At 66.8% G+C, this 24,702-nt stretch carries 9 protein-coding genes; 5 read left to right on the plus strand and 4 right to left on the minus strand.

What is annotated here, in order from left to right; all coding sequences use genetic code 11:
* Positions 1–37 precede the first annotated feature (37 nt).
* Positions 38–874, minus strand: coding sequence for an NAD(P)H-binding protein (locus tag ACGFNJ_RS40045; protein WP_393461154.1), 837 nt, complete (start codon positions 872–874; stop codon positions 38–40).
* Between the two features lie 297 nt (positions 875–1,171).
* On the opposite strand from ACGFNJ_RS40045, the gene ACGFNJ_RS40050 reads away from it, so the two are divergent.
* The 5 genes from ACGFNJ_RS40050 to ACGFNJ_RS40070 all read left to right on the plus strand — a co-directional run bounded on the left by ACGFNJ_RS40050 (position 1,172) and on the right by ACGFNJ_RS40070 (position 7,653).
* Entirely contained in the window at positions 1,172–2,209 is a 1,038-nt protein-coding gene (locus ACGFNJ_RS40050) for a polyprenyl synthetase family protein (RefSeq protein WP_393461156.1), read from the plus strand.
* Positions 2,210–2,282: 73 nt separating this feature from the next.
* A complete protein-coding gene (locus ACGFNJ_RS40055; RefSeq protein WP_393461158.1) occupies positions 2,283–3,851 on the plus strand; it encodes a prenyltransferase/squalene oxidase repeat-containing protein in 1,569 nt (522 codons plus the stop codon).
* Positions 3,851–4,786, plus strand: coding sequence for a hypothetical protein (locus tag ACGFNJ_RS40060; protein WP_393461160.1), 936 nt, complete (start codon positions 3,851–3,853; stop codon positions 4,784–4,786). The genes ACGFNJ_RS40055 and ACGFNJ_RS40060 overlap by 1 nt, the downstream gene beginning before the upstream one ends.
* Positions 4,787–5,034: 248 nt before the next feature.
* On the plus strand, positions 5,035–6,147 hold the full coding sequence (locus tag ACGFNJ_RS40065) for a cytochrome P450 (protein ID WP_393461162.1): 1,113 nt from the start codon (positions 5,035–5,037) through the stop codon (positions 6,145–6,147).
* Positions 6,148–6,627: 480 nt separating this feature from the next.
* Positions 6,628–7,653 (plus strand): DUF3089 domain-containing protein, encoded by a 1,026-nt coding sequence (locus ACGFNJ_RS40070; protein WP_393461164.1) that lies wholly within the window; start codon positions 6,628–6,630, stop codon positions 7,651–7,653.
* Positions 7,654–7,739: 86 nt separating this feature from the next.
* Here ACGFNJ_RS40070 and ACGFNJ_RS40075 read toward each other — a convergent pair whose 3' ends face one another.
* From ACGFNJ_RS40075 to ACGFNJ_RS40085, 3 genes are read right to left on the minus strand one after another with little or no spacing between them, the layout of a single operon-like run.
* On the minus strand, positions 7,740–10,067 hold the full coding sequence (locus ACGFNJ_RS40075) for a penicillin acylase family protein (protein ID WP_393461166.1): 2,328 nt from the start codon (positions 10,065–10,067) through the stop codon (positions 7,740–7,742).
* Positions 10,064–23,518, minus strand: a complete 13,455-nt coding sequence (locus ACGFNJ_RS40080; protein WP_393461168.1) for an amino acid adenylation domain-containing protein — start codon at positions 23,516–23,518, stop codon at positions 10,064–10,066. The genes ACGFNJ_RS40075 and ACGFNJ_RS40080 overlap by 4 nt, the downstream gene beginning before the upstream one ends.
* Positions 23,515–24,687, minus strand: a complete 1,173-nt coding sequence (locus ACGFNJ_RS40085; protein WP_393461170.1) for a MupA/Atu3671 family FMN-dependent luciferase-like monooxygenase — start codon at positions 24,685–24,687, stop codon at positions 23,515–23,517. The genes ACGFNJ_RS40080 and ACGFNJ_RS40085 overlap by 4 nt, the downstream gene beginning before the upstream one ends.
* Positions 24,688–24,702 lie beyond the last annotated feature (15 nt).

The following is a 24,702-nucleotide window of genomic DNA, read 5'->3' on the forward strand; positions in this document are numbered from 1 at the left end:
TGCCGCATGGCATTCGGCGGGGCACCCAGCGCTCGCGCTACTTCCATGCGCCTGCGGCGATCGCAGCACGCACATAGTCGGTGAATTCGATCGGCTCGCGGCCGAGCACCCGGCGGACCGTGTCGGTCACCGTGGCGTTGCGGCCGTCCAGCAGCGTGGCGAAGATGTCGATCATGCCGGCCACCTCCTCGTCCGGCATGCCGAACTCGGACTTCAGCACCGCGCCGAATTCCGCACCGGTCACGGGAATGTAGTGGATCTCGCGGCCGGTCTCCGCGGCGATCGCCGCGACGGCGTCACCGAACGTCAGCAACCGCGGTCCGGTCAGCTCGTAGTTCTGACCGTGGTGACCGTCCTCGGTCAACGCGAGCACCGCGACGTCAGCGAGATCATCGCAGTCGATGAAGGGTTCGAGAACCTGGCCTGCAGGAAAGGCGAGCGCGCCTGCCTGCACCATGTCTGTGAAGGCGCCCTGGTCGAAGTTCTGATTGAACCAAGCAGCTTGCAGCACAGTCCATTCGGCGCCGCTCTCCCGGACCGCCGACTCGGCAGGCGCGGCCTGGTCCTCGCCGCGCGCCGAGAGCAGCACCAGTCGCTGCACCCCGGCGGCAACCGCCTGTTCGCTGAACGCCTGGAGAATGTCACCGGCCCGCGGATCGCCGATATCCGGTGTGTACATGAGGAAGACCGCCCGCACCCCGTCCAGCACCGGAGCCCAGGTGCCCCGATCGTGCCAATCGAACGGAAGTGCCGCGGAGCGAGCACCGAGTCGAACCGGGAAGCCGTTGGTGGTCAAGCGATCTGCCACCCGGCGGCCGATCTTCCCGGTGGCCGCGGTGACGAGGATGGTCTGGTTGTTGCTGTGCGTTGTCATGGTTCCAGTCAAGCGGTCCGCGGCGGCGCAGAACATCGGTGAGAGCCTCGCCTCCATACGCTTGCGTCCACGTAGGCAGCTTTACAGTCCGACTGGTTGCTCCGGTTTTTCCCAGCGCCGAGAAGTTCAGCAAACTCGCAGTATCATATGGCGATGTCCGAGAAGACTGTTCTTCCAATGGAATTGGGTTCAGGATCGGCGCAGGGGGAACATGTAGGAGCCGTGCGGCAAGCCCGGGGTTTTCCATCGACTGCCCGCGGTGCCTGCCATGCGGGAATCTCCCGGAGGTGAGGTCGCATGTCTACCTCGGCTTCCGAATCGACAGCGGACCCCGCCTTAGCGTCAACTTTGCTGGCTCAGGCTCGTGCCACCATCGATCCGATTCTGCGCGACGCGCTGAGCATGCTGCCTTCGCCGTTGGATGTCATGGCAGGCAACCATTTCGGCTGGTGCGACACCGACGGGGCGCCGATGTCCTCGGTATCGGGCAAGGGGCTGCGGCCTGCGTTCGTGTTCGCCGCGGCACGGTCGGTGGGCGGTGCGCCCGGCATCGTGGCCCATGGTGCGGCGGCCGTCGAACTGCTGCACAACTTTTCACTGGTCCATGACGACATCATGGACGGTGACGCGCTACGACACGGACGCGCGACCGTCTGGAAGACGTGGGGGGTCACCAACGCCACACTGGTCGGCGACGGCCTACACGCACTCGCGACCAGGGTGCTCACCGCGCAGGCCCCCGCCCCACTTCTTGCGGAGGCCGTGCGCCGCTTGACGATCGCCTCCGTCGAATTGTGCGGCGGACAGTATCTCGACTGCGCCTTCGAGCACCACACCTCCGTCGCCGTCGGGGACTACCTGGCGATGGCCACCGGGAAGACGGGGGCGCTGATCGGCTGCGCGTGTGCACTGGGCGGGCTACTCGCCGGCGCGGACTCGAGTTCGGTGCAGGCCCTCGACGCCTACGGCCGCATGGTGGGTACGGCATTCCAACTGGTCGACGACGTGATCGGGATTTGGGGCGATCCGAGCAGCACCGGGAAGCCTGCCGGTACCGACCTCGTCCGAAGGAAACGGACCTTTCCTGTCGTGCGGCTGCTCGGTTCGGGCCTGCCCCAAGCCGACCAGCTCGCCACGATCTATCAAGGGCGAGAAGCGATGTCGGACGCGGAGGTGGCCGCCGCCATCGGTCTGCTCGATGCGACAGGCGGGCCAGTGCCGACGCTGTGTTGTGCCGAAGACCAGATCACCGCGGCCTTCGACGCATTGCCCGCACACCTGCGCACCGACGACTTGCTGGCGCTGGCGCAGCTGGCCGTCCATCGAGATCGCTGACAGCCGTGCGCATCTCGATAATCCGCCCGCGCCGCCACACCGACCGGAGAAGAACCGATGGGAGCGAACGCGAATGGTGACCAGCCCCTCGTCGATGGCTTGCCGGGCGTGCAAGCAGGACGTTCAGCAGTTGCTGTCCGGGCTGACCGAGGACGGCCGAATCAGCCCCTCGGTCTACGAGACCGCGCGGGTCGTGTCGAGTCTCCCCGACCTACCCGGTCATGCCGCGAGGATCGACTATCTCCTTGCCGCACAAAGGCAAGACGGGCGCTGGGGACCGCGTGATGCTGGATACGGTCTTATCCCGACCCTGAGCGCGATCGAGGCCCTGCTGACGGTCCAGTCGACCGGGCGGGGAGGTGCCCAGATCATCTCGACGGTACAGAGCGCACTTCGCGGCCTGGCCGATGTCGTTCCAGGAGCAGCTATCCGGCTGCCCGACCTACCCGCTGCCGACCTGGTCGTTGCCGCGCTGGTACCGCGCATCGACGAGCACCTGACCACCGTGCCTCTCGCGGGCGCAACACAATTGCCAACGTGGCTGCGCGACATGGGATCCCACCACGGATGCCGGCTGAACGCCCTCAACACCCGACTGGGCGCTGCCGCAAAATTGGACGACAAACTGCTGCATGCGGCGGAAACATTCGTTGCAGGACTCTCACCAGGCAGCATTCAGCCCTCGACGGCAGGCAGCATCGGCGCGTCCCCCGCCGCCACCGCCGCCTGGCTGGCCACCAAACCATCCGGGCCGGGAGCGACCACAGCGCGCCGATACCTCGCACAGCTCGCCCACCGCACCGGCGGCCCACTACCCTGCGTGGCGCCCGTCGCCGTCTTCGAACGGGCCTGGGTGTTGAACTGGCTGCGCCACACCGGAATTCCGGTCGACGTCCCGGAGACGATACGACGAAGCCTGCGCGGCAGCCTCACCGACACCGGGGCCGCGACAGCGCCCGGGCTACCGACCGACGCCGACACCACGAGCATGGTCCTGGCCACCCTGACTCTGCTCGGCGAACCGCTCGATCCCTCGATGCTCCGCGCCTACGAACTCGACACCCATTTCTGTACGTGGCCTGGTGAGCAAGGGCAATCCGTCACCACCAATGCCCATGTGCTGGAAGCACTCAGCCTCTATGTTCGCGCCAGGCCCGCTGAACGTCAGCGCTATCTGCCGGTGATCCGCAAGGTATCCAGCTGGCTACTCGACCAACAACACGACGCCGGCCACTGGGATGACCGCTGGCACGCTTCCCCGTACTACGCGACATTCTGCGCGGCACTCGCCCTCGCACGTTTCGCCGACCCACCTGCCACCCCCGCAATGCGCAGCACCATCCGCTGGTTGCTGAACACCCAGCGCGCCAACGGATCCTGGGGTATTTGGCACGGCACCCCCGAAGAAACCGCGTACGCCGTCCACCTACTCACCCAGCTCGCCAGTCCGAGACACCCGAGATACCAGGTCGCCATCGGACTCGCGAAAAACTACCTCGACCAGACACCCCGCAGCGGCGGCCAGCCACCGCTCTGGCACGACAAAGACCTCTACACACCCGAAACGATCGTCGACGCCGCATTGCTCACCACCCGGCACTGCCTGCATTCGGCGCCGAATCGACAGCGAAGGGACCACTGATGCCCTCTGAAACGGCTTTCGCAGAAATGACGGCCCTGCTGCCGGCCCGCCCGCACCCCGAAGCCGAAGAAGTCGAGAACGATACTGTCGCTTGGGCCGATCGAGCACAGCTTCCGATGGACAAGGCGAAGTTCGAACGACTCCGTGGTTCGCGGATCGGCCACGGCGTGGCGAACTGCTCGCCAGACCTCCCGCGAGAACTGGTCAGCCTCTGGGCGCGATTCACCTTCTGGTACACCGCATTCGACGATGTATGCGCAGAGGATGTGGCTGCCCGCGACCTGTCCACATACATTCGCGAAGCAGGTCAGATATGGCGCATCCTGCACGACGAGACCCCGCCGGAACCGCCGCGCAGCAAATTCGCCGCTGCTCTTCAGCCGCTGCTCGCCGAGTTGGACAACTCGGCCTCGGCCACCACCGCCAATCGCCTGCGGCATGCGCTGCGTGACTACCTCATGGCGGCGGCGTGGGAAGCGAACAGCAGATCCAGCAACGTCCCACCGCATTACGACGACTATCTGTCCTTCTACCGCCATTCGGGAACATTCGTCTTGAACATCGAATTCCTGGAAACGACCCCGGGTGCTGCGCTCTCCGACGAAGCCAGGCGGCTGCCGCACACCAGAGCGATGCGGGCGGCGCTCTGCGATATGGGGTGCCTGGTCAACTTCATTTCCTCGGGGCCGAAGGAGAAGGAGCTGAACACCTCGTGGCCGACCGCCTTTACCGCGGATATCGGTGCGGTCTACACGGCGCGCTGCCTCGACCTGGCGCGAACAGTGGCTGAACTGCGCGACACCTACGCAGTGGATCCCGAGGTCGGCGGCTTCTTCATGGCCGGAGCCGACTGGGCTGCGGGCATGGTGCGATGGCATCAAGAGTCCTTGGCGCACCGTTACTCGCTGGGCCCCGGAAACCTGGGGGCGCCATGATGCTGCCCAGCAACGTACCCCCAGATGTGGTGCGGGACTTCGACTATCACCGCGATCTGCACCTTTCGCCGGACCCTGCTCGCGCATCCGGCCAGACCTATTCGGATCCAATATTCTGGACTCCGAAATCGGGCGGCTACTGGGTGCTCACGCGATACACGGACATCCGTGCCGTCCTTCGCGACACCGAACACTTCTCCAACGCCACCAGCCCCACTCTCGACGGCAAAGGCGCGTGGCCTCGCCCGTTGATCCCGCAGGAACTCGACCCGCCGGAACATGGCAAGTACCGCAGGGTGTTCGTCCGGCATCTCAACCGTCACACCACCGAACGCATCACCGCGGCGATCACCACTCTCTGCACGGATCGAATTGCCGAATTCGCCCCGCGAGGCCGTTGCGAACTGATGGCAGACCTGGCCCGGCCAATGCAGTACGCACTGTTCTCCGCTCTCTATGACGCCTCGCACGAGACCGCCGTCCGTTGCGCCGGGTCGACCACAACGCTGCTGCACAGCCGCGACACCACAGCACGCGCGGAGGCCGGTAGAGCCCTCGAAATGGTGCTGTCAGAACTGATCTCCGCCAGACCCGAGCAAGGGTTCGTCGGCGCCATGATCACCAGCGGCGAATCGCTGACCGACCAGGAAATGCTCGACATGGCCGCAATGCTGGCCTTGGCCAGTCTCGACACAGCCGCCAATTCCCTCGGCTTCGCCTTCAAATACCTTGCCGAGCACCCACAGCACCAACACACCCTCGCCACCGACCCCGAACTCACCACGGCCGCAGTCGAAGAGCTCCTCCGCCTCCACTCCGTGGCAAACCTACTCAGAACCGCTGTAACCGACCATGAACTCTGTGGCATGACCATCCACAGAGGTGACCGAATCCTCCTCAGCCCCACCCTCGCCCACCGAGATCCCCGCGCCTACAACGAACCCTCGGCAGCCCACTGGAACCGCCCCACCCAAACCCAGCACCTCGCATTCGGCATAGGCGCCCACCGCTGCGTAGGAGCCACCCTGGCCCGAACCGCTTTGAGAAGCGCAATAACTTCCTTCCACGCCCAAATACCGTCCTACCGCATACCCCCCGAAGCCGAGATAAAGACAACCTGCGGCGTAACCAACGAAATCCACTCCCTCCCACTGGTTTGGACAGACCAACACGACTCCACCCACCCCGGAAACAGCAAACTCGATCCAGGCCGCGACATCCCCGATATGGAACACAACCCCACCCGAGCATTCCGCCCAGTCACTCTCGGCCCGCAACTCCGAAATACACTGCTGTACAAGCGATCAGGGGGCACTGGTGGCGGCGCGCTCTCGGCCGATGCCGCCCTCAAAGCCCCCTGATCACCCGACCAGTAGCGGGCGATGGACCCGCGTCGGTGCCGGCTGGCCGGTGGCTTGGTGCGACAGTCTGATTCCCGATTCGACAGGGAGGAATTCCCGAGTATTCGCGGCCCTCTCCCCTAGCGCGGAGGTGCGGCCACTGGGCACGATGAAGGCGGCCGAGTGTCACTGCTCAACCGATGGTGTGCGATGCCGAGCACTTGTTGAAAGCATTCCGAAGAGGGTTTGATATGTCTGCACCGATAGATGATTTCGATCTCGACATCCGAATCAGCCAACCCAGCGCGACTTTCGATCGGACATCAGCGCAGCAGAGGACCGAAGACTCGATCTGCCCGACCGAGATCACGGGATGCACGGGCTGCACCGTCTGCTATCCCTGCCGCACGGGTTAGTACTGAGCCCGATCAAGCACGTACGCACCTGCGCTCGTGACGAATTCAGGGTCGACCACCCGTTCACGTTTGTAGCATTGTTGCCATGCTGTATCGCCGAGTTGGTTTCGTCTTGCGCGCTGCGCTGGCGTTGGGTGCACTGCTTGCCCTGATCGGGGTGTTCGTTGTGCCGCAGGCCTCGGCGGCGCCGCAGAGTACGTGGCTGTGCAAGCCCGGTCAGCCGAATGACCCGTGCGGGGGACGGTCCGGGGCACCGATCGACTGTTTCTATGTCTATCCGACCGTGTCGTTGCAGCCGTCGATCAACGCGAACCTCGACGCCGCTCCGGAACTGCGCGCCGTCGCCGCAGCCCAGGCGGAGCCCTTCGGAGTGCATTGCAATGTATGGGCACCGGTGTATCGGCAATCGACACTTCGGACGTTGAATTCCGGTTCGCCACAGGAGCGCAACGACGCGCGGGACCTCGCCTATGGCGACGTCGAGCGAGCCTGGGACGACTACCTCGCGCAGCACAATGACGGACGCGGCGTCGTGCTCATCGGCCACTCGCAAGGCACCAGCATGCTGCGGACGCTGATCCAGCGCCGTATTGACGGGAAACCCGCCCAGTCACAACTGGTTTCGGCATTGTTGATCGGCGGCAATGTCCTGGTCGGAAAGGGCGCGACGGTCGGTGGCGATTTCCGCACCGTGCCTGCCTGCACCAGCGCGGCACAGACCGGGTGCGTCATCGCCTACTCCGCCTTCTCCCGAACGCCGCCACCGGACGCGCGATTCGGCTGGTCGCCGAGCACACCCAACACGTCGGTGACCGGCGCAAGCCTGCCGTTCGGGCCAGCTTACGAGGTGCTGTGCACGAACCCGGCCTCATTGCGCGACAACGCAATAGCGCCGATCCACGGCAGTGCCGCCGGCCTCCCCATCGAGGGAGCACGCGCCCACTGCACCACCGGCGACGGACCGCACGTGCTCATGGCCGAGGGCCTGATCGCCACCGCGCTGCCCGATCTCCAGGACGCCACCTGGGGCCTGCACCTCTACGACATGAACATCGCCCAGCAAGACCTCGTCGACCTGGTCGGCACCCAGAGCGCTGCTTACAGCCGGTGAGGTGCCCTATACCCAACGCACCCACCATGATCGAGCACCGGATTTCCGTGGCAACGCGGAACGGCTGAGGACGACCTTGTCGCGGTTCAGGGGTGCAGGACGCGGGTTCGTAGTGCGGGATCGGCGCGGATCTCGGATTCGCTGAAGCGGTCGGCGATCCAGCTTTCGGTGGTGAACAGTTGGGTTTGGTCGCTGTGGTGGGGGGAGGTGGCGGCGGCAGATTGGGAGTAGGTCAGTAAGGTACGGGCCGAGGGGCCCGCAGGGGACAGCTCGATTGCCATCATGAAGCTCGAACCGGAGTCGACAGGGGCGAAGGTGCCGTCGGGTCGGAGTCCTGGTGGGTCCCCGGCGATTACGTTGTAGCAGCCTTCCTGGTGGGTGCAGCCGGGCACCGCGACGCCGGTGCCGATCGAGCGTTGGGCCGAGGAGAGCGAGGCGGTCGGCGCCACCCCTGCGTCGGCCAGGCGCGCCACGGCGTCGGCCAGCGCGCGGCGGATATCGGGGGACGCGGTGTTGAGGGTGTTCGGTGTGGTCAGTGGGTTGACCGGATCGAACGGCACCGTCCACGCGTTGGGAACGCGCTCCGCGGCAAGCCAGAATTCGCGCCACAGCACGGCTCCCCCGCTGTCCGGCCGTGCTCGAAGGTCCCACTGTGCCAACGCCGCACACGCCGCGCCGAGCTCGACGGGGCGGCCGTCGGTCGCGACCGCGGTCGGTTGCTTGCGGCACATCGAAACGACACTGTCTCTCGCCAATTCGGCGCTGTGGTTACGTTCGGCCGAAAAGGCTGCCAGCGCAGTCGGAATGGTGAACCCTGGCGGACCGAAGCCATCCGTGCCACGCAGGCGCCGATCGATGATGTCGAGGCCGACCCGGGTACGCAAGCTCCGCATCGTCGCAGTGGGTCCGAAAATCTGTGGGGTGCCGACGATCGGCGCGGCCGGGTTGGTGAGCCACGCCGAATCATTGCTGTTGGTGACGAAATCGGTGCGCGTCAGCGCCGGGTACGCACGCGGGCCGAAGATTCCCGGTGTCACGGCGTCGGCGTCACTGCCCCACTCGCACAACGACAACGAGCCGTCGAGCAACGCCGCGCTCGGCGGAAACCCTGGTCCTCGACCACACAGCAACGCCTGCTCGTCGGTGAGGTGCGGAACCACCGACGCATCGGCGTAATAGGCGACACCGGTGTCGTCGACGGCAAGCGTGTTCACGAACGGGACGGCCTGGTAGCGGTCTTGCGCCGCGCGCAACTCCGCGACGCTGCCTGCCCGATTCATCGCCAGCCACACATTGGCCGTGCGCCCGTTGTCTGCGTTGACATCTCGCAGCGAGACCGCATACGACTCGGTCCACGCACCGCCGAGCACCGGTCCGTACCGGGAGCTGTATACGGTCCGGTGCACCGTGCCGCCGCCGAGCACCGGCACGGCGATGCTGCGCTCGGTCATCCGCTCGGGTCGGCCGTCGACGAGATAGTTCGTCGGATCCCCTGGCACCAACGGCAAGGCGTACAGGCTGTGCCGCCGGGCCGTCGAGACCGTATGAGTCCAGGCCACGCGCGCGGTGTGGCCGATCATGACTAACGGCACGCCGGGCAGCGTCGCCCCCGCCACGTCGAGGACACCGGGAATGGTCAACTGCGCCTGATAGAACCGCAGCGCACCGCGCCACGGGAAATGGGGATTGGCCAGCAGGAAGCCGCCGCCCTGTGGCGTGGCGTCGCGCCCGACGGCGATGCCGTTACTGCCCAAAGGCACTGTGTCGTCGGCCAATTCGGTGAACACCGCATCGATCGGGGCGGCCTGGTGCGGCGTGGGCGCCGCAGTCGCGATCCGTGTCTTCACCCGGCCGAGCCCACCGAACACGGTGATGTCGTAGATCATGCGGTGCACATCGAGCGGGGTGATCGGGCGCACCCACGGTTTGTCGCGGCACTCGGAGTCGGGCAGCCCGGCCACTCCGACGTCGGCGAGGTACCGGTTCACTCCGTTCGCGTAGCCGTCGATGATGTCCTCGACCTCGGTGGTCGGGCCGAGCGGTGGCTGCTGGTCGAATACCCGCTCCACAGTGTGGTTTTCGTGCAGGGAGCGGTGGAAGACGTCGCTATCGATATTGGTCAGCGGCCGATCGACCGGGTCCCCCGCGTTGGCGTCGCCGCCGAAGTACCGCGAACGCTCGCCGGCGACCGTCAGCACGATGTCCGCGAGCGAGCACATGTTGTCCTCCGCGAAGGCGTAGCCGAGACCGAATCCCAGACCGGCGAAGTCGTCGGCGAGGACATGCGGAATGCCGTACGCGGTGCGCCGGATGACCACCGATTCGCTCGCCGCGCAAGCGGTTCCGTTGATGATGCCCGCGAGCAGGATGAGCACCATTCCGAGCACCGAAAAGCAACGCACCCCGGCGGTCATGACATCCTCTCGGCTGCTGGTTCGTCGCCGCGGACGGCGGCCGCCAACCGGTCGACCTCCGGCGGCAGCAGAATCGTGTGGTGTATGCCGGGCACCTCGACGAGAACGAGGTCCTCAGCGCCGGCCACGACCGATGCCCAGCCGAGCGTCGGATCATGCACGGGCTCAGCGGTTTCCGCAGCACTAACGATGGTGGTCACACCAGAGTACGGACGCGGCTGGTAGTGGCGCAGTGCCCACAGATGTCGCTCGAACAACGCGTAGCGGTGCCGGATCTCGTCGAGGGTGGTGTATGTCGGCAACGCCCCTACCCGCTGTGCGTGCTCGGTGATCAGCGCGAGTCGGTCGGCGAGCTCGCGTCCCCAGATACCCTCGTCCAACGCGGCACGATGCTCGGCAGCAGGCATCAGCGTGTAGACGAACGTCGCGAACCGCGCGTCCGCGTCGACCGGAACACCGACCGACATCCGTTGCGGCGCAGACGTGTCGACTAACACGAGCTGATCGACCACAGCCCCCGATTCGCGGAGCTGTAAGGCCATCTCATAGGCCAAGATGCCCGCGAACGACCAACCGAGCAATCGATAGGGACCGTGCGGCCGGTCGTAACGCATCCGGGCGATCAGTTCCGCGGCGATCTGTTCGATCGATGCGGGCGACACCTCCGCTCCGGGCGTGAGCCCGTACACCGCGTCCGTATCGGCCAGCCGTCGGGCGAGGGCGGCGTATTCGAAGACACCGCCGAGGATCCCGTGCACGCAGTACAGCGGCGGGCGGCCACCGCCCGCGCGGTGCAACCGGACGACACCGGACGAATTCGCGGGCTCCGCTTTGCGCTGCTCTGTCTTGCGCCGCGCGTCGATTCGCGCCGCGAGCGCCGAGACGGACGGGTGCGCGAACACCTCGTGCACGGGCAGCCGGGTCCCCAGTCCTTCCATCAGTCGTAGCACGAGCTGGGTGGCCGCCAGCGAGTTGCCGCCGAGCGCGAAGAACTCGTCGTCCGAGCCGACGGCAGGCACACCGAGCACCTCGGCGAATACCGCAGCGACCGCGACCTCGGTCGGCGTTTCCGGCTCGCGATACCGGCGGGGCCGGAACACCGGTGCCGGCAACGCCGCGCGGTCCAGCTTTCCCGATGTGCTGACGGGGAACTCGTCGAGCACCGTCACCGCAGCGGGCACCAGATATCCGGGGAGAACGTCGCGCACGGACTCGATCATGGCGTCCGAGTCGAGGCCGGTTCCGGTCACATAGGCCGCGAGCTGATCGCCGAGGCGCGGGTCGTTGTGCATCGTCACGACTGCCCCGCGTACCCCCGGGTAGCGCGCCATGACCGATTCGATCTCACCGAGTTCGATCCGCTGCCCGCGTAGTTTGACTTGAAAGTCGCTGCGTCCCATGAACTCCAAGCCCGACGGTGTCCATCGCACGATATCGCCGGTGCGATATAGCCGACCCCCCGCCCCGAATGGATCGGCGACGAACGCAGAACTGGTCATGCCAGGCAGGCCCGCGTAGCCGCGCGCCAATTGCGCACCGCCGATATACAACTCGCCTGCCACGCCGGCTGGCACCGGGCGCAGCATCGGGTCGAGGACGAACGTCGTGGTGTTCCATACCGGGGCACCGATCGGAACGGGGTCGGACTCGTCGGTGACCTCGATACACGTTGCTTCCACGGTGGTTTCGGTGGGTCCGTACAGGTTGTGCAGCCGGACCCCGAGCAGCTGCCGTGTCCGTCGCGCGGTGGCCGCCGGGAGCGCTTCGCCGGACGAGCACACCGTCGACAACGTCGAGCATCGGCGCACCTCAGGTTCGTCGAGGAAGACGTCGAGCATCGACGGCACGAAATGCGCGACGGTGACCCCATGCCGGATGATCGCGTCGACGAGGTAGCCGGGATCGCGGTGACCGTCCGGTGCCGCCACCACCATCCGCGCCCCGACGTGCAACGGCCCGAACAACTCCAAGACCGAGACATCGAAAGTGAGCGGAGTCTTGTGCAGCACAACGTCATCGGCGGTCAGCCCGCAGTGCGATTGCAGCCATTGCAGCTGGTTGACGATCGCGCCGTGGGTAACGACGACGGGTTTCGGTCGACCGGTGGAGCCGGAGGTGAAGAGCACATAGGCAGCGTTGCCGGGTCGCAGCGCAGCCCGGCGATCGCGATCGGTGAGCGGTCCGGCGCTGTGTGCGGTCAGATCCATGTCTGCCAGCGTCACCGTATCGAGGACGACGACCGGCGAAACCTGTTCGAGCAGTGACTCTCTGCGTTGCGCGGGTGCGTCCGGATCGATCGGCACGAATGCACCGCCCGCCAGCACTGCGGCATAAGCGCACTCCACGAATCGTTCGCCGCGCGGCAACACGAGGGCGACCAGCGACTCCGGACCGACGCCTTGCTCGATCAACCAGCGGGCCAGCCGGTTCACCCGCCGGGAGAACTCCGCATATGTCGCCGACGTATCCCCACAGGTGATCGCGACTCGATCGGGGGTCCGCTCCACCTGCGCCTGAAACAGCGAGGGCAGCGTCGCGTCCGGCGCCGTGGGTACCGCCGCCGCACTGGCGTTTCGATCGATCAGCAGCGCGGTCCGTTCCTCCGGGGAAAGCAGATCGATGGCGCCGATCCGTCCTCGGGGGTTGGCGACGGCTGCGGTGAGCACGCGCAGGAACCGATCCCGAAGCGCCGCGACTGTCGTTGGATCGAACAGGTCAGTGGCGAAGCCGAGCGAGCAGTGCAGTCCGGTCACCGCCTCGGGTCCCTCCGGCACCTCGGCGAAGGACCATTCCAGGTCGAATCGCGAAGTTGTCCTTGGGATTTCGAAATCCTCGAGCCGCAATCCCGGCAACTCGAAGGATGTCTGAGGAAGGTTCTGAAATGCCAGCATGATCTGGAACAACGGATTGTGCGCAGTCGAACGCTGCGGCTGGACCACCTCAACGATCCGTTCGAACGGCAGTTCAGCGTGGGACAAGGCGGTCAGGTCCGTTTCGCGCACCGCTTCGAGCAGCTCGCCGAACGACTGATCCGCCAGAACCGCCGTGCGCAACGGAATCGTGTTGACGAACATGCCAACCACATCATCGAGCGCACCCTCAGCACGTCCCGCGACCGGTGTCCCGATCACGACATCCTCGACGCGCGCCAATCGGGCCAACAGCACCGCAAGCGCAGCATGCAACACCATGAAAACAGTGACCCGCTGTTCGCGCGCCACCGCGTAGACCGCACCCGCCAGATCAGCAGGCACCGCGAACTCGACTACCCCACCCGCATACGACAACGCCCCAGGCCGTCGCCGATCCGACGGCAATTCGATGACCTGCGGTATCCCCGCCAGCTCCCGCACCCAGAAGGCCTCGTCGACGGCCGCCACCGAGGTGGGATCGGCACTGTCCCCCAAGATCTTTCGCTGCCACAGCGCGAAGTCCGCATACTGCACCGCAAGCGGCGCCCAATCAGGTTCCGCGCCAAGCGACCGCGTCGTATACGCGGCGACCATATCGCGCGCCAACGGCATCTTCGACAACCCGTCGCTCGCAATGTGATGCACGACAAGCACCAGCACGTGAACTGATTCCGTTACCGCACACACCATCACGCGCACCGGCACATCGACCGTCACATCGAAACCGCGATCCACAAACCCGCGGACCACATCCCAAAGCTCCTGGTCACTCCCAACGGCAACCGGGCCAGTCACTACATCGTCGATATCACCAAGCGGCACTATCGATTGCACGGGCTCACCGTCCACGATCGGAAACACCGTGCGCAGCGCCTCCTGCCTACCGACGACATCGCGCACCGCAGTGCGAAGAGTATCGATGTCGATGGCTCCGGACAGCCGGAACGCGTGCACGATGTGGTAAGCCGACGACGAGGGATCGAACTGATTCAACAACCACATCCGCCGCTGAGCGAACGACAACGGCAGCCGCTCCGGGCGCGAACCGACGACCGGGGCGGGCACTCGGTCCGCTCGCACGTCCGCCCGCGCCCGATCCACCAGCGCGGCGAACTCCGCCAGCGTCGGCGCGTCGAACATCCCTCGCACGGGCAGCTCGACACCGATCGCGCGGTGCACCCGCGCCAGCATCCGGGTGGCCAGCAACGAGTGCCCGCCGAGATGAAAGAAGTTGTCAGCGGCACCGAAGTCGTCGACTCCGAGCAGCTCGGCCCAGATGGCGTGCACCGCCCGCTCGGTCGGCGTCCGCGGCACGACCAGCGGAACCCGTTCGGTTGTGGATTCGATCGCCTTGGCGTGCAATGCGATTCGGTCGACCTTGCCACTGGACGTGCGCGGCAGCGTATCCACGAACGCGAACAGCGTCGGGACCATGTGCTCCGGTAGCACCGTGCGCAAGGCCGCCCTGATCTCGCTCGTTGTCGCACCCGGTGCGGCAACGAGGAAGGCGACAAGCACAGGCCCGCTGCCCTCGTCCCTGGCCAGCACCGCGGACGCGCGGACACCGAGCACACCGCGCAATGCTTGCTCGACTTCAGCGGGCTCGATGCGGTAGCCGCGAAGCTTGACCTGATGATCGTCCCGGCCCAGGTATTCCAACTGCCCGGCGTGACTCCACCGCCCGATATCGCCGGTGCGATAGAGCCGATGCCCCGTCCCGAACGGATCGGCGACGAAGGTGGCGCCGGTCAATCCGGGGCGACCGGCGTAGCCGCGCGCCAATTGCACACCGCCGATGTACAACTCGCCCGCGACACCGGCGGGCACCGGCCGCAGCCGGCCGTCGAGCACGGCGACCGTGGTGTTCCGTATCGGGAGCCCGACCGGCACCGTGTCGGACTCCTGACCGGTGACCTCGAAAGAGGTTACTTCCACCGTGGTTTCGGTCTGGCCGTACAAATTGTGTAGCCGGGCGCCGAGCCGCTGCAGTGTTCGCAGTGCGATGGCGACCGGGAGCGTTTCACCCGAGGCGAGCACCGTCGTCAAGGACCGGCAGTCGCCGACACGGGGGTGGTCGAGGAAGACCTCGAGCATCGACGGCACGAAGTACACGACCGTCACTCGGTGCCGGATGATCGTGTCGACGAGATAGCCGGGATCACGGTGGCCGTCCGGTGCTGCCACCACCATCCGTGCCCCGATCTGCAACGGCCAGAACAACTCCCACACCGAGACATCGAAGGTGAGCGGACTCTTGTGCAGCACGACGTCATCGGTGGTCAGTCGGTATCGCGACTGCATCCACTGCACCCTGTTGACGATCGCGGCATGTGTCACGACCACCGGCTTGGGCCGCCCGGTGGAACCGGAGGTGAAGCTGACATAGGCGATGTTCGCAGGCTGCAGCGCGGCCCTGCGGTCACGGTCGGTGATCGGTTCCGCGGACAAGCCGGTCAGGTCGAGGTCGGTCAGCAATTCCGGGTCGAAGACGACAACCGGCGAGACCTGCTCGAGTAGCTGTGTTCTGCGCTGCGCAGGGACAGTCGGATCGATCGGCACGAAGCCGCCGCCCGCCAGCACTGTCGCATACGCGCACACCGCGAATTGCACGCTGCGCGGTAAGACGATGGCAACCAACGACTCCGGGCCGACCCCGCGCCCGATCAACCAGCGCGCCAACCGATTCGCCCGTCCGGAGAACTCCGCGTAGGTCGACTCCGTTGTCTCGTCCACCACGACCACCGCCGACGGCGACCGCCGCACCTGCCGCTGGAACAGGCTTGCGAGTGTTTCCTCCGGTAGCGGTTGTCTCGTGGTGCTTCGCTCGGCCAGCAGGGTGGCTCGTTCGGGCGCGGAGAGCAGGTCGATGTCACCCACGTGCGTGCCGGGGTGCGTGACCGCCGCGGTCAGTACGCGCAGAAAGCGATCTCCGAATGTCTGTGCCGTCGCGGTGTCGAACAGATCGGTCGCGAATACCAGCTTGCCGTGCAGCCGAGCCACCCGCCCCTGGCCATCGAACACTTCGGTGAAGATCCATTCCAGATCGAACTTCGCAGTAGCACTGGGAAGTTCGAGTTCTTCGAGCCGCAATCCCGGCAACTCGAAGGATGTCTCGGGAAGGTTCTGAAATGCCAGCATGATCTGGAACAACGGATTGTGCGCGGTCGAGCGCTGCGGCTGGACCACCTCAACGATCCGTTCGAACGGCAGTTCTGCGTGGCTGAAGACCGTCAGATCCGTCTCGCGCACCGCTTCGAGCAGCTCGCCGAACGACTGATCGGCCCGGACCGGCGTGCGCAACGGAATCGTGTTGACGAACATGCCAACCACATCATCGAGTGCACCCTCGGCGCGTCCGGCGACCGGTGTCCCGATCACGACATCGTCGGCACGCGCCAATCGGGCCAACAGCACCGCAAGCGCAGCATGCAACACCATGAAAACAGTGACCGCGTGCTGGCGTGCCTGCCGGTAGACCGCGTGCGTCAGGTCGGTGGGCACCGTGAATTGCACTGTGTCACCAGCATATGACGGGAATGCCGGGCGCCGACGATCCGACGGCAACTCGATGACCTGCGCAACGCCTGCCAGCTCCCGCACCCAGAAGGCCTCGTCGGCGGCCGCTGTCGAGCTGGGATCAGCACTGTCCCCCAATATCTTTCGCTGCCACAACGCGAAGTCCGCATACTGCACCGCAAGCGGCGCCCAGCCGGGCTCCGCGCCACGCGACCGCGCGGCATACGCGGTGACCATATCGCGCGCCAACGGCACCTTCGACAGCCCATCGCTCGCGATATGGTGCAGCACCAGCACCAGCACATGAACCGATTCCGTTACCGCACACACCATCACCCGGACCGGCACGTCGACCGTCACATCGAAACCGCGATCGGCAAATCCGCCGACTGCATCCCAGAGCTCCTGGTCACTCCCGAGGCCGACCGGTCCAGTCACGACATCGTCGACATCGTCGATGGGCAGAATCGATTGCACCGGTTCCCCGTCCACGGCGGGAAAAATCGTGCGCAGCGCCTCGTGCCTACCGACCAGATCACGCACCACGGCCCGCAGCACAGCGACATCGAGAGCTCCGGACAGCCGGAACGCGAGCGCGATGTGATAGGCCGACGACGAGGGATCGAGCTGGTTCAGGAACCACATCCGCCGCTGCGCGAACGACAACGGGATCCGTTCCGGCCTCGGCTCCGCCGCGAGCCCAGGCACCGAGATCCGCGGTGTCCGGGCTCGCACCTGATCCACCAGCGCCGCGAACTCCGCGAGCGTTGGCGCACCGAACAACTCGCGCACCGAAAGCCGGACACCGGTGGCACGGCCGAGCCGCGCCAGCATCTGGGCGGCCAGCAGCGAATGCCCGCCGAGGTGAAAGAAGTTGTCGGCGACACCGAAACGCTCGTCGCTGAGCACCTCTGCCCAGATGTCGTACACCGCCCGCTCGGTCGCCGTGCGCGGCGGTATCTGCCGAGTCCGCTCAGCGGCGGGCCCGATGGCGATGTCGCGCAACGCATTTCGATCGAGTTTGCCGCTGGATGTCTGCGGCAGCGTTTCGACGAATGCGAACCGTGTCGGCACCATGGGCACGGGCAGCACGGCATGCAACGCCGCGCTGATCTCGCTCTGGGCCAGGCCAGGGGTGGCAGCGACGAAGGCGGCCAGTACCGGGCCGTTGCCCTCGTCGCGCAAGTGGACCGCGGCCGCTCGAATCCCCGGCACACCGCACAACGCGTGCTCGACCTCGGCGGGCTCGATGCGATGGCCACGGAGTTTGATCTGATGATCCGCCCGGCCGAGAAACGTCAACTGCCCGGCGTGATTCCACCGGACGACGTCACCGGTGCGATAGAGCCGCTCACCCGACCCGAACGGATCAGCAACGAATGCGGCACTGGTCAGGCCGGGACGGCCCGCGTAACCGCGCGCCAATTGCACACCGCCGATGTACAACTCGCCCACCGCGCCGACCGGCACCAACCGCAATCCGCGGTCGAGCACGAAGACCGCGGTATTCCACACCGGCGCACCGATCGGAACGGTGCCGGACTCGTCACCGGCGGTCTCGTAAGACGTTGCGTCCACGGCGGTCTCGGTAAGGCCATAGAGATTGTGCGGCCGCACGCCGAGCCGCTCCCGCGAGCGCAGCACGGTCGTGACCGAGAGTGGCTCGCCACCGGAAAACACCGCCGTCAACGATCGGCAGTCGCGCACACCGGGTTCGTCGAGGAAGGCGTCGAGCATCGACGGCACGAAATGCGCGACGGTGACCCCATGCCGGATGATCGCGTCGACGAGGTAGCCGGGATCGCGGTGGCCGTCCGGTGCCGCCACCACCATCCGCGCCCCGATCTGCAACGGCCCGAACAACTCCAAGACCGAGACATCGAAAGTGAACGGAGTCTTGTGCAGCACAACGTCATCGGCGGTCAGCCGGTAACGCGACTGCATCCACAGCAACTGGTTGACGATCGCAGAGTGCGACACGGCAACCGGTTTCGGGCTCCCGGTGGAACCGGAAGTGAAGCTGACATAGGCGATGTTCGCGGGCAGCAGCGTGGCGCGACGGTCACGGTCGGTGATCGGATCCGCGCTGGCGTCGGTCAGGTCGATCCGCGCAAGCACATCCGCGTCCAAGACCACCACCGGCGACGCCTGTTCGAGTAGCAGCGCCATCCGCCGCGCCGGGGTGTCCGGATCGATCGGCACATACCCACCCCCGGCGAGCACTGTCGCGTAAGCGCATTCCACGAAGCGCACGCTGCGCGGTAAAACGAGGGCAACCAACGACTCCGGACCGACCCCACGCCCGATCAACCAGCGCGCCAACCGATTCGCCCGCCCGGAGAACTCCGCGTAGGTCAATTCCGTCGCCTCGTCCACCACAGCCACCGCCGACGGCGACCGCCGCACCTGCCGCTGGAACAGACTCGCGAGCGTCTCCTCCGGTACCGGAACCATGGTGCTGTTTCGCTCGACCAGCAACGCTGTTCGCTCGTCGGCGGCGAGCAGCTCCAGGTCTGCGAGCGGGACATCAGGCTGCTGCCACGCATGCCGCAGCATCCGCTCGAGGTAGCCGTGGAGGCGTTGCACGGTCTCGGGCCGGAGGCGGGCACGGTCGTATTCCATGACCCCGCGCAGTCGGCCTGCGCGCTCGGCGGCGGTCAACGTCAGAGGGAACTTCGCGGCCCCGGTCTGCATCGGCCGCGGCGCGACCGCAAGGCCGTGCAGTTCGAAGATCGGCTGCGGCATGTTCTGGAACGCGAACATCACCTGAAATACCGGTGTGCTCAGTGGGTTTCGTGTTGGCGCGAGCGTCTCGACGATCCGCTCGAACGGAACTCCGCCGTGCGCGAGCGCGTCGACGACACTGCCGCGCGTCTGCTCCAGCACCGTGCGGAACGTCGGTCGTCCGGACAGCTGGGCGCGCATCGGCAACGTGTTGAGCAGCGGTCCGATCAAGCCTTCCAACTCCGGCCGATCGCGGCCGGATACCGGCACCCCAACCACGACGTCGTCTTGGCCGCTCCAATACGCCAGCACGGCCTGCCATGCGGCCAGCAACACCGTGAACGGGGTAGCCCCGACATCAGCACCGACCGCAACCGCCGCCTGCCACTCGGGGCCAGGACACTCGAACTCCAGCCACGCGCCGCCGGTCTGTCCGGTGTCGGCCTCGAGTGCCGCAAGCTCCGCGGGCGCACCGGCCAACCAGTCGCGCCAATAAGCCAGATCGCCGTCGAAGTCATCCGCTCGTTGCCGCCGCCGTTGCTGCACAGCCACATCCGCGTACTGCACCGGCAGTGGTGCCGGGTGGTACGGCTGGTCGGTGACGCTCGCTGTGTAGGCCGCGCCGATCTCGGCGGTCAGTACGGCCACCGACCATCCGTCGGACACGCTGTGGTGCAGCGTGCAGACCAGCGCGTGCTCGACCGCCGACACCCGCAACACCGTGAGGCGCAGCAACGGGCCGCTGCCGAGATCGAAGGGCCGCTGGACCTCGGCAGCGGCGAGCCGATCGATCTCGTCCGCGCGGTGCTCCGGGCGCGATCCGACGTCGACGACCGGTATGTCGATCACCAGCGCGGGCGCGATCACCTGCACCGGTTCCCCGTCGAAGGCCTGTCGGAACGTCGTCCGCAACGACTCGTGCCGTGCGACAACCTGATTCACGGCCGACCGCAGCGCAGGCAGGTCCAGCGGGCCGCGGACTTCGAGCGCCGCCGCAACGTGATAGGCGGGCGAACCCGGGTCGAGCTGCTCCAGCAACCAGAACCGTTCCTGGGCGAAGGAGAGCGGCAAATAGCCGTTGCGGGCCACCCGCACCAGCGGGAATCGGTCGGCGGTCGACCGGCCAGGCATGGCGTCGATTCGCGCCGCCAGTGCACGCAGCGTGGTGGCCTCGAAGACCGCGGGCACCGGCATGGCGACGTCGAATACCGCACCGATCCGCGCGATGAGTTGCACAGCGATGACGGATTGCCCGCCGAGCTCGAAGAAGACGTCGTCGCGCCCGACCCGGTCAACGCCGAGCAGCGCGCTCCACACCTGTGCCAGGGCCGTTTCGGTCGCACCGCGCGGCTCGGCGAACGGCGCACGTGGCCGCTGCCCAGGTTCCGGCAGTGCGGCGCGGTCGGCCTTTCCCGCAGCGGTCAGCGGCAAGGCCTCGAGCGCGACGATCGCCGAGGGCACCAGGTACGCGGGCAACCGGCGTCGAAGGTGCCTGCGCAGGTCCTCGTCAGGCACCGCGCCGCCGTCACCGACGACGTAGCCGACCAGGTAGGGCGAGCCGGAATTGTTGCGCCGCAGCGCTGACGACGCGGCAACAACGCCGGGACAGCCGAGCAGGGCCGAGTCGATCTCGTCCAGCTCGATGCGGTAGCCGTGCAGTTTGACCTGTGTGTCGCAGCGACCGAGATATTGCAGGACACCGTCGGACCGGAAGCAGACCAGATCGCCGGTACGGTACATCCGGCCACCTGCTGCGGTCGCGACGAATCTGCTTGCGGTACGGGCAGGCTCGGCGATATAGCCGCGCGCCACGCCGGGGCCTTCGACATAGAGTTCGCCGGTCACGCCGATCGGCACCGGCCGCAGTCGTCGGTCGAGCACTCGCACCCGCACGCCCGAGATCGGCCGCCCGATCGGGACCGGTCCGGCCCAGGCATCAGTGGCAATGATTTCGTGCATGACACAGGCGACGACGGTCTCCGTCGGGCCGTACTGGTTGAAAATCCGCAAGTCTGGCGCGTGGGCGCGGAACACGGCCAACTGTTCGCTGTGCACCGCTTCACTGCCGACGGCCAGCACGCCGCGAAGACTGGCGAGAGCGGCCGGACTCGACAGCTCGCGGAGCAGTCCGACATGGACCGGTGTCGTCGCCAGCACACCGACCTCGCCCGCGCCCGCGAGCCGTGCGGTGACGTGGGTGATGTCCTGCTCCTCGGTGTACACCCGGATTCGACCGCCGACCGCCAGCGGAACGAACACGCTGATCATGGCGAGATCGAACGCCGCCGACGTGTGCATCGGGCTCTCGCCGCGCGCAGCGCTGCCGAAGCAGTGGACCGCCCACGTGAGGTAGTTCGCGAAACCGCGCTCGGTCACCATGACGCCCTTGGGCCGCCCGGTCGTTCCCGAGGTGTAGATGATGTAACACAGATCGTCCGCACCCCGGGCCCGCGCCCGAGGCATCCGGACCGCCGGTGGCTCGTGTGCGCCGGGGCCGGACACCACGACGGTGGGCACGACATCGGCGAGGCACCCGGCTCGGTCGACCACCGCAAGCAACGGTTGCGCGGACTCGATGATCTGCCGGATCCGGTCGAGCGGATGCGCGAGATCGACCGGGACGAACGCACCGCCCGCCTGGAGCACCGCAAGCATCGCCACCACGAGATCGGGTGAGCGTGGCAGCGCAACCAGCACCCGGGTATCCCGCTCAACCCCCAAGGCGCGCAACCGATCCGCCAGACCGTCCACGCGCTCGGCGAGCTGACCGTAGGTCAGCGACTCGGCTGCGGACACGACGGCCACCGTGTCCGGCTGCGTGGCAACCACACGTTCGAAGCGGGCGAGGAAGGGCACCGCCGAGGCGGGCAGTGTCGGCCCATGGCTCACCTCGGCGATCAAACGCGTCTCCGCGGCGGAGCGGATATCCACGTCCGCGACCCGCACGGTGGGTGCGTGCGCGAATGCGGCAAGGGCGGTGTGGAAGTGCGCGGCCATCCGCGCCATGCGGTCCGCATCGAACAGGTCGGTGTCGTACTCCAAGTGCCCGGTCAAAGCACCGTCGACGACGCGCAACGACACCGCCAGATCGGATTTCGACGTCCCGGGAAAGTTGTCCTGCGCCTCGATGGTCAGGCCGGCCAGCTCGAACACAGACCTCGGCGCGTTCTCGAAGTTGACGGTGACCTGAGTCAGCGCGGCGTGGCCTGCCTGCTGTCCGATGCCGAGTCGTGCGACCACGCGCTCCAACGGCGCTGCCTGATTGTCGTATGCCGACAGGCAGGTTTCCCGCACGCGCCGCAGCGCGGCGGCGAAGGTGGGATTCCCCGACAGATCGAGCCGCAGCGCCACGGCGTTGACGAAAAACCCGATCAGCCGCTCCGTGCCGGGCGGGCGGTTGGCGGCCATCGTGGCGATCACGATGTCCTCGGCACCGGTATGACTCCTGAGCACCGTGGCGAAGACCGTGAGACTCGCCATGAACAGGGTGGCGTTCTCCCGGCCTGCGAGCATGCTCAGCCGCTCAATGATGGTCGCGGGCACCGAGATCGGCACCCGGGCGCCGCGACCCCGGTGTGCCGTCCGCCTGGGGTGGTCGGTGGGCAGATCGAGCAACGGCGGCGCGCCACCGAGTTGTCGCGCGAAATGCTCGATGTGCCCGTCGAACGCACCCGCGTCGGCCAGCCTGCGTTCAGCGCGCGCATGATCGGCATAGCTCGTCGACAGTGGCGCAGGCGACGGCGACTCGCCCCGGTGGTAGGCGTGATAGAACTCGACGATCTCGGCGATGAAGAGCCCGAGCGACCAGCCGTCGCACACCGCGTGGTGCGCGGTCACGCACAGCGTGAATTCCTCGTCGGCCGTGCGGAACAACGTGGCGCGGACCAGCGGCGGGCAGGCCAGATCGAACGGCGTGCCCGCGTCGGCCACCGCCAGCGCGGCCACCTCGGCGGGCGAGGTCTCTAGCACCGAAAGAACCGGCAGATCCGGCGCAGGCACCATGCGTAATCCGTTGTCGCGCAATACGAGACCCGAGCGCAAGACCTCGTGCCGCTGGACAACCAGACGCAGCGCGGCCTGCAATGCGGCCAGCTCGAGCGGTCCGCGCAGCAGATACCGGACGGACTCGTTGTAGGCCGCGCTGCCGGGCGCGAGCCTGCTGAGCAACCAGAGCCGCTCCTGCCCGAGGGAGGCCCGTGCCTCCGGCGACGCCGCCGAGTCACGTTCGCGCACCAGCTTTTCCAGCAGGGCGCGCTGGTCCGGCGCGAGTGCCGCGATCCTTGCCGACAGGTCCGTCACGAGCCACCTTCCACATCCGCGGGCGACGCCGCACGCTGAACCGCCAGGCGCAGGGCGTCGATACCGGCCAAGCCGGCCAGCACGATGTCGTCGTCGACACCGAAGTCGATCAGGCACGCCACCTCGTCGACGCCAGCCTGCTGCAGGCGCGCGGTCATGGCCAGGCAGGTCTCGGGGGTGCCGAACATGCCGTTGCCCGCGAAGTACCGCTCGAAGGCGAATTCCGCGACGGCCGCCTTGTCGTCGGCCGAGAAGTCGGCGGCGTCGATATCGAGCCGCGCCTGCAGACCGGGCATCGTCTCGTAGAGCTTCATGTGGGTTTCGAGATACGCCAGCAGCGGAGCCCGCACCGTGCGGCGCACGTCCTCGACCGATGCCCCGACGAAGGTGTGCATCATCATGCTCACTCGGCCGGTCGCCGGATCGTGTCCGGCGTCCGCTCTGGCTTTGCGGTACCGGGCGATGTTGGCGGCGGCCCGGTCCAGATCGCCCTGTAACAGACCGGACAGCACGTGGTAGCCCTTCGCGCCGGCCAGCGCCCACGTCTCGGGGGTACCGGCGGTGGTGATCCACACCGCGAGCTCAGGCTGAATCGGCCGCGGAAAGGTGTTCAGCGGCAACGGATTCGCTCCCGCACCGAGCCGCATGTCGATCCGCTCGCCGCGCCATAACGCGCGAATCGCGTCCAACCTGGTGAAGGTCTCGTCACGGCGGCGCTGGAAATCGACGGTCGAGAGCGCGAAATCGTCGGGCGCCCAGCCGGATGCGGCGGCGATGTCGACTCGCCCACCGGACAGGTTGTCGACCATCGCCCACTCCTCTGCGACGCGAGCCGGATGATGCAGTGGCACAACGACACTGCCCGCCCGGATACGCACCCTCCGGGTGGTCGCGGCGACGGCCGCCGCGAGGACCGAGGGGTTCGGATACAGCCCGCCGAATTCGTGAAAGTGGCGCTCGGGCAGCCAGACGGCCTCGAAATCGTTGTCGTCGGCGAACTGTGCCGCCGCAAGCACCAGTCGATACGGGTGCTGCGGGCGATGCGCAGCGTTGTCGGAGAAGAAGAACAGGCTGAACGACAGGGGCCGGTACACCTGCGGCGGTGGCGGCACCGCTGCAGGTGCAGGCGTCTCGTCGACGCGTTTACGGGCCAGCCCGGCCGCAAGCAACGCACGTTGCCGCGG

The organism is Nocardia sp. NPDC049149 (genome assembly GCF_043197455.1).
In the GTDB taxonomy this organism is placed as follows: domain Bacteria; phylum Actinomycetota; class Actinomycetes; order Mycobacteriales; family Mycobacteriaceae; genus Nocardia.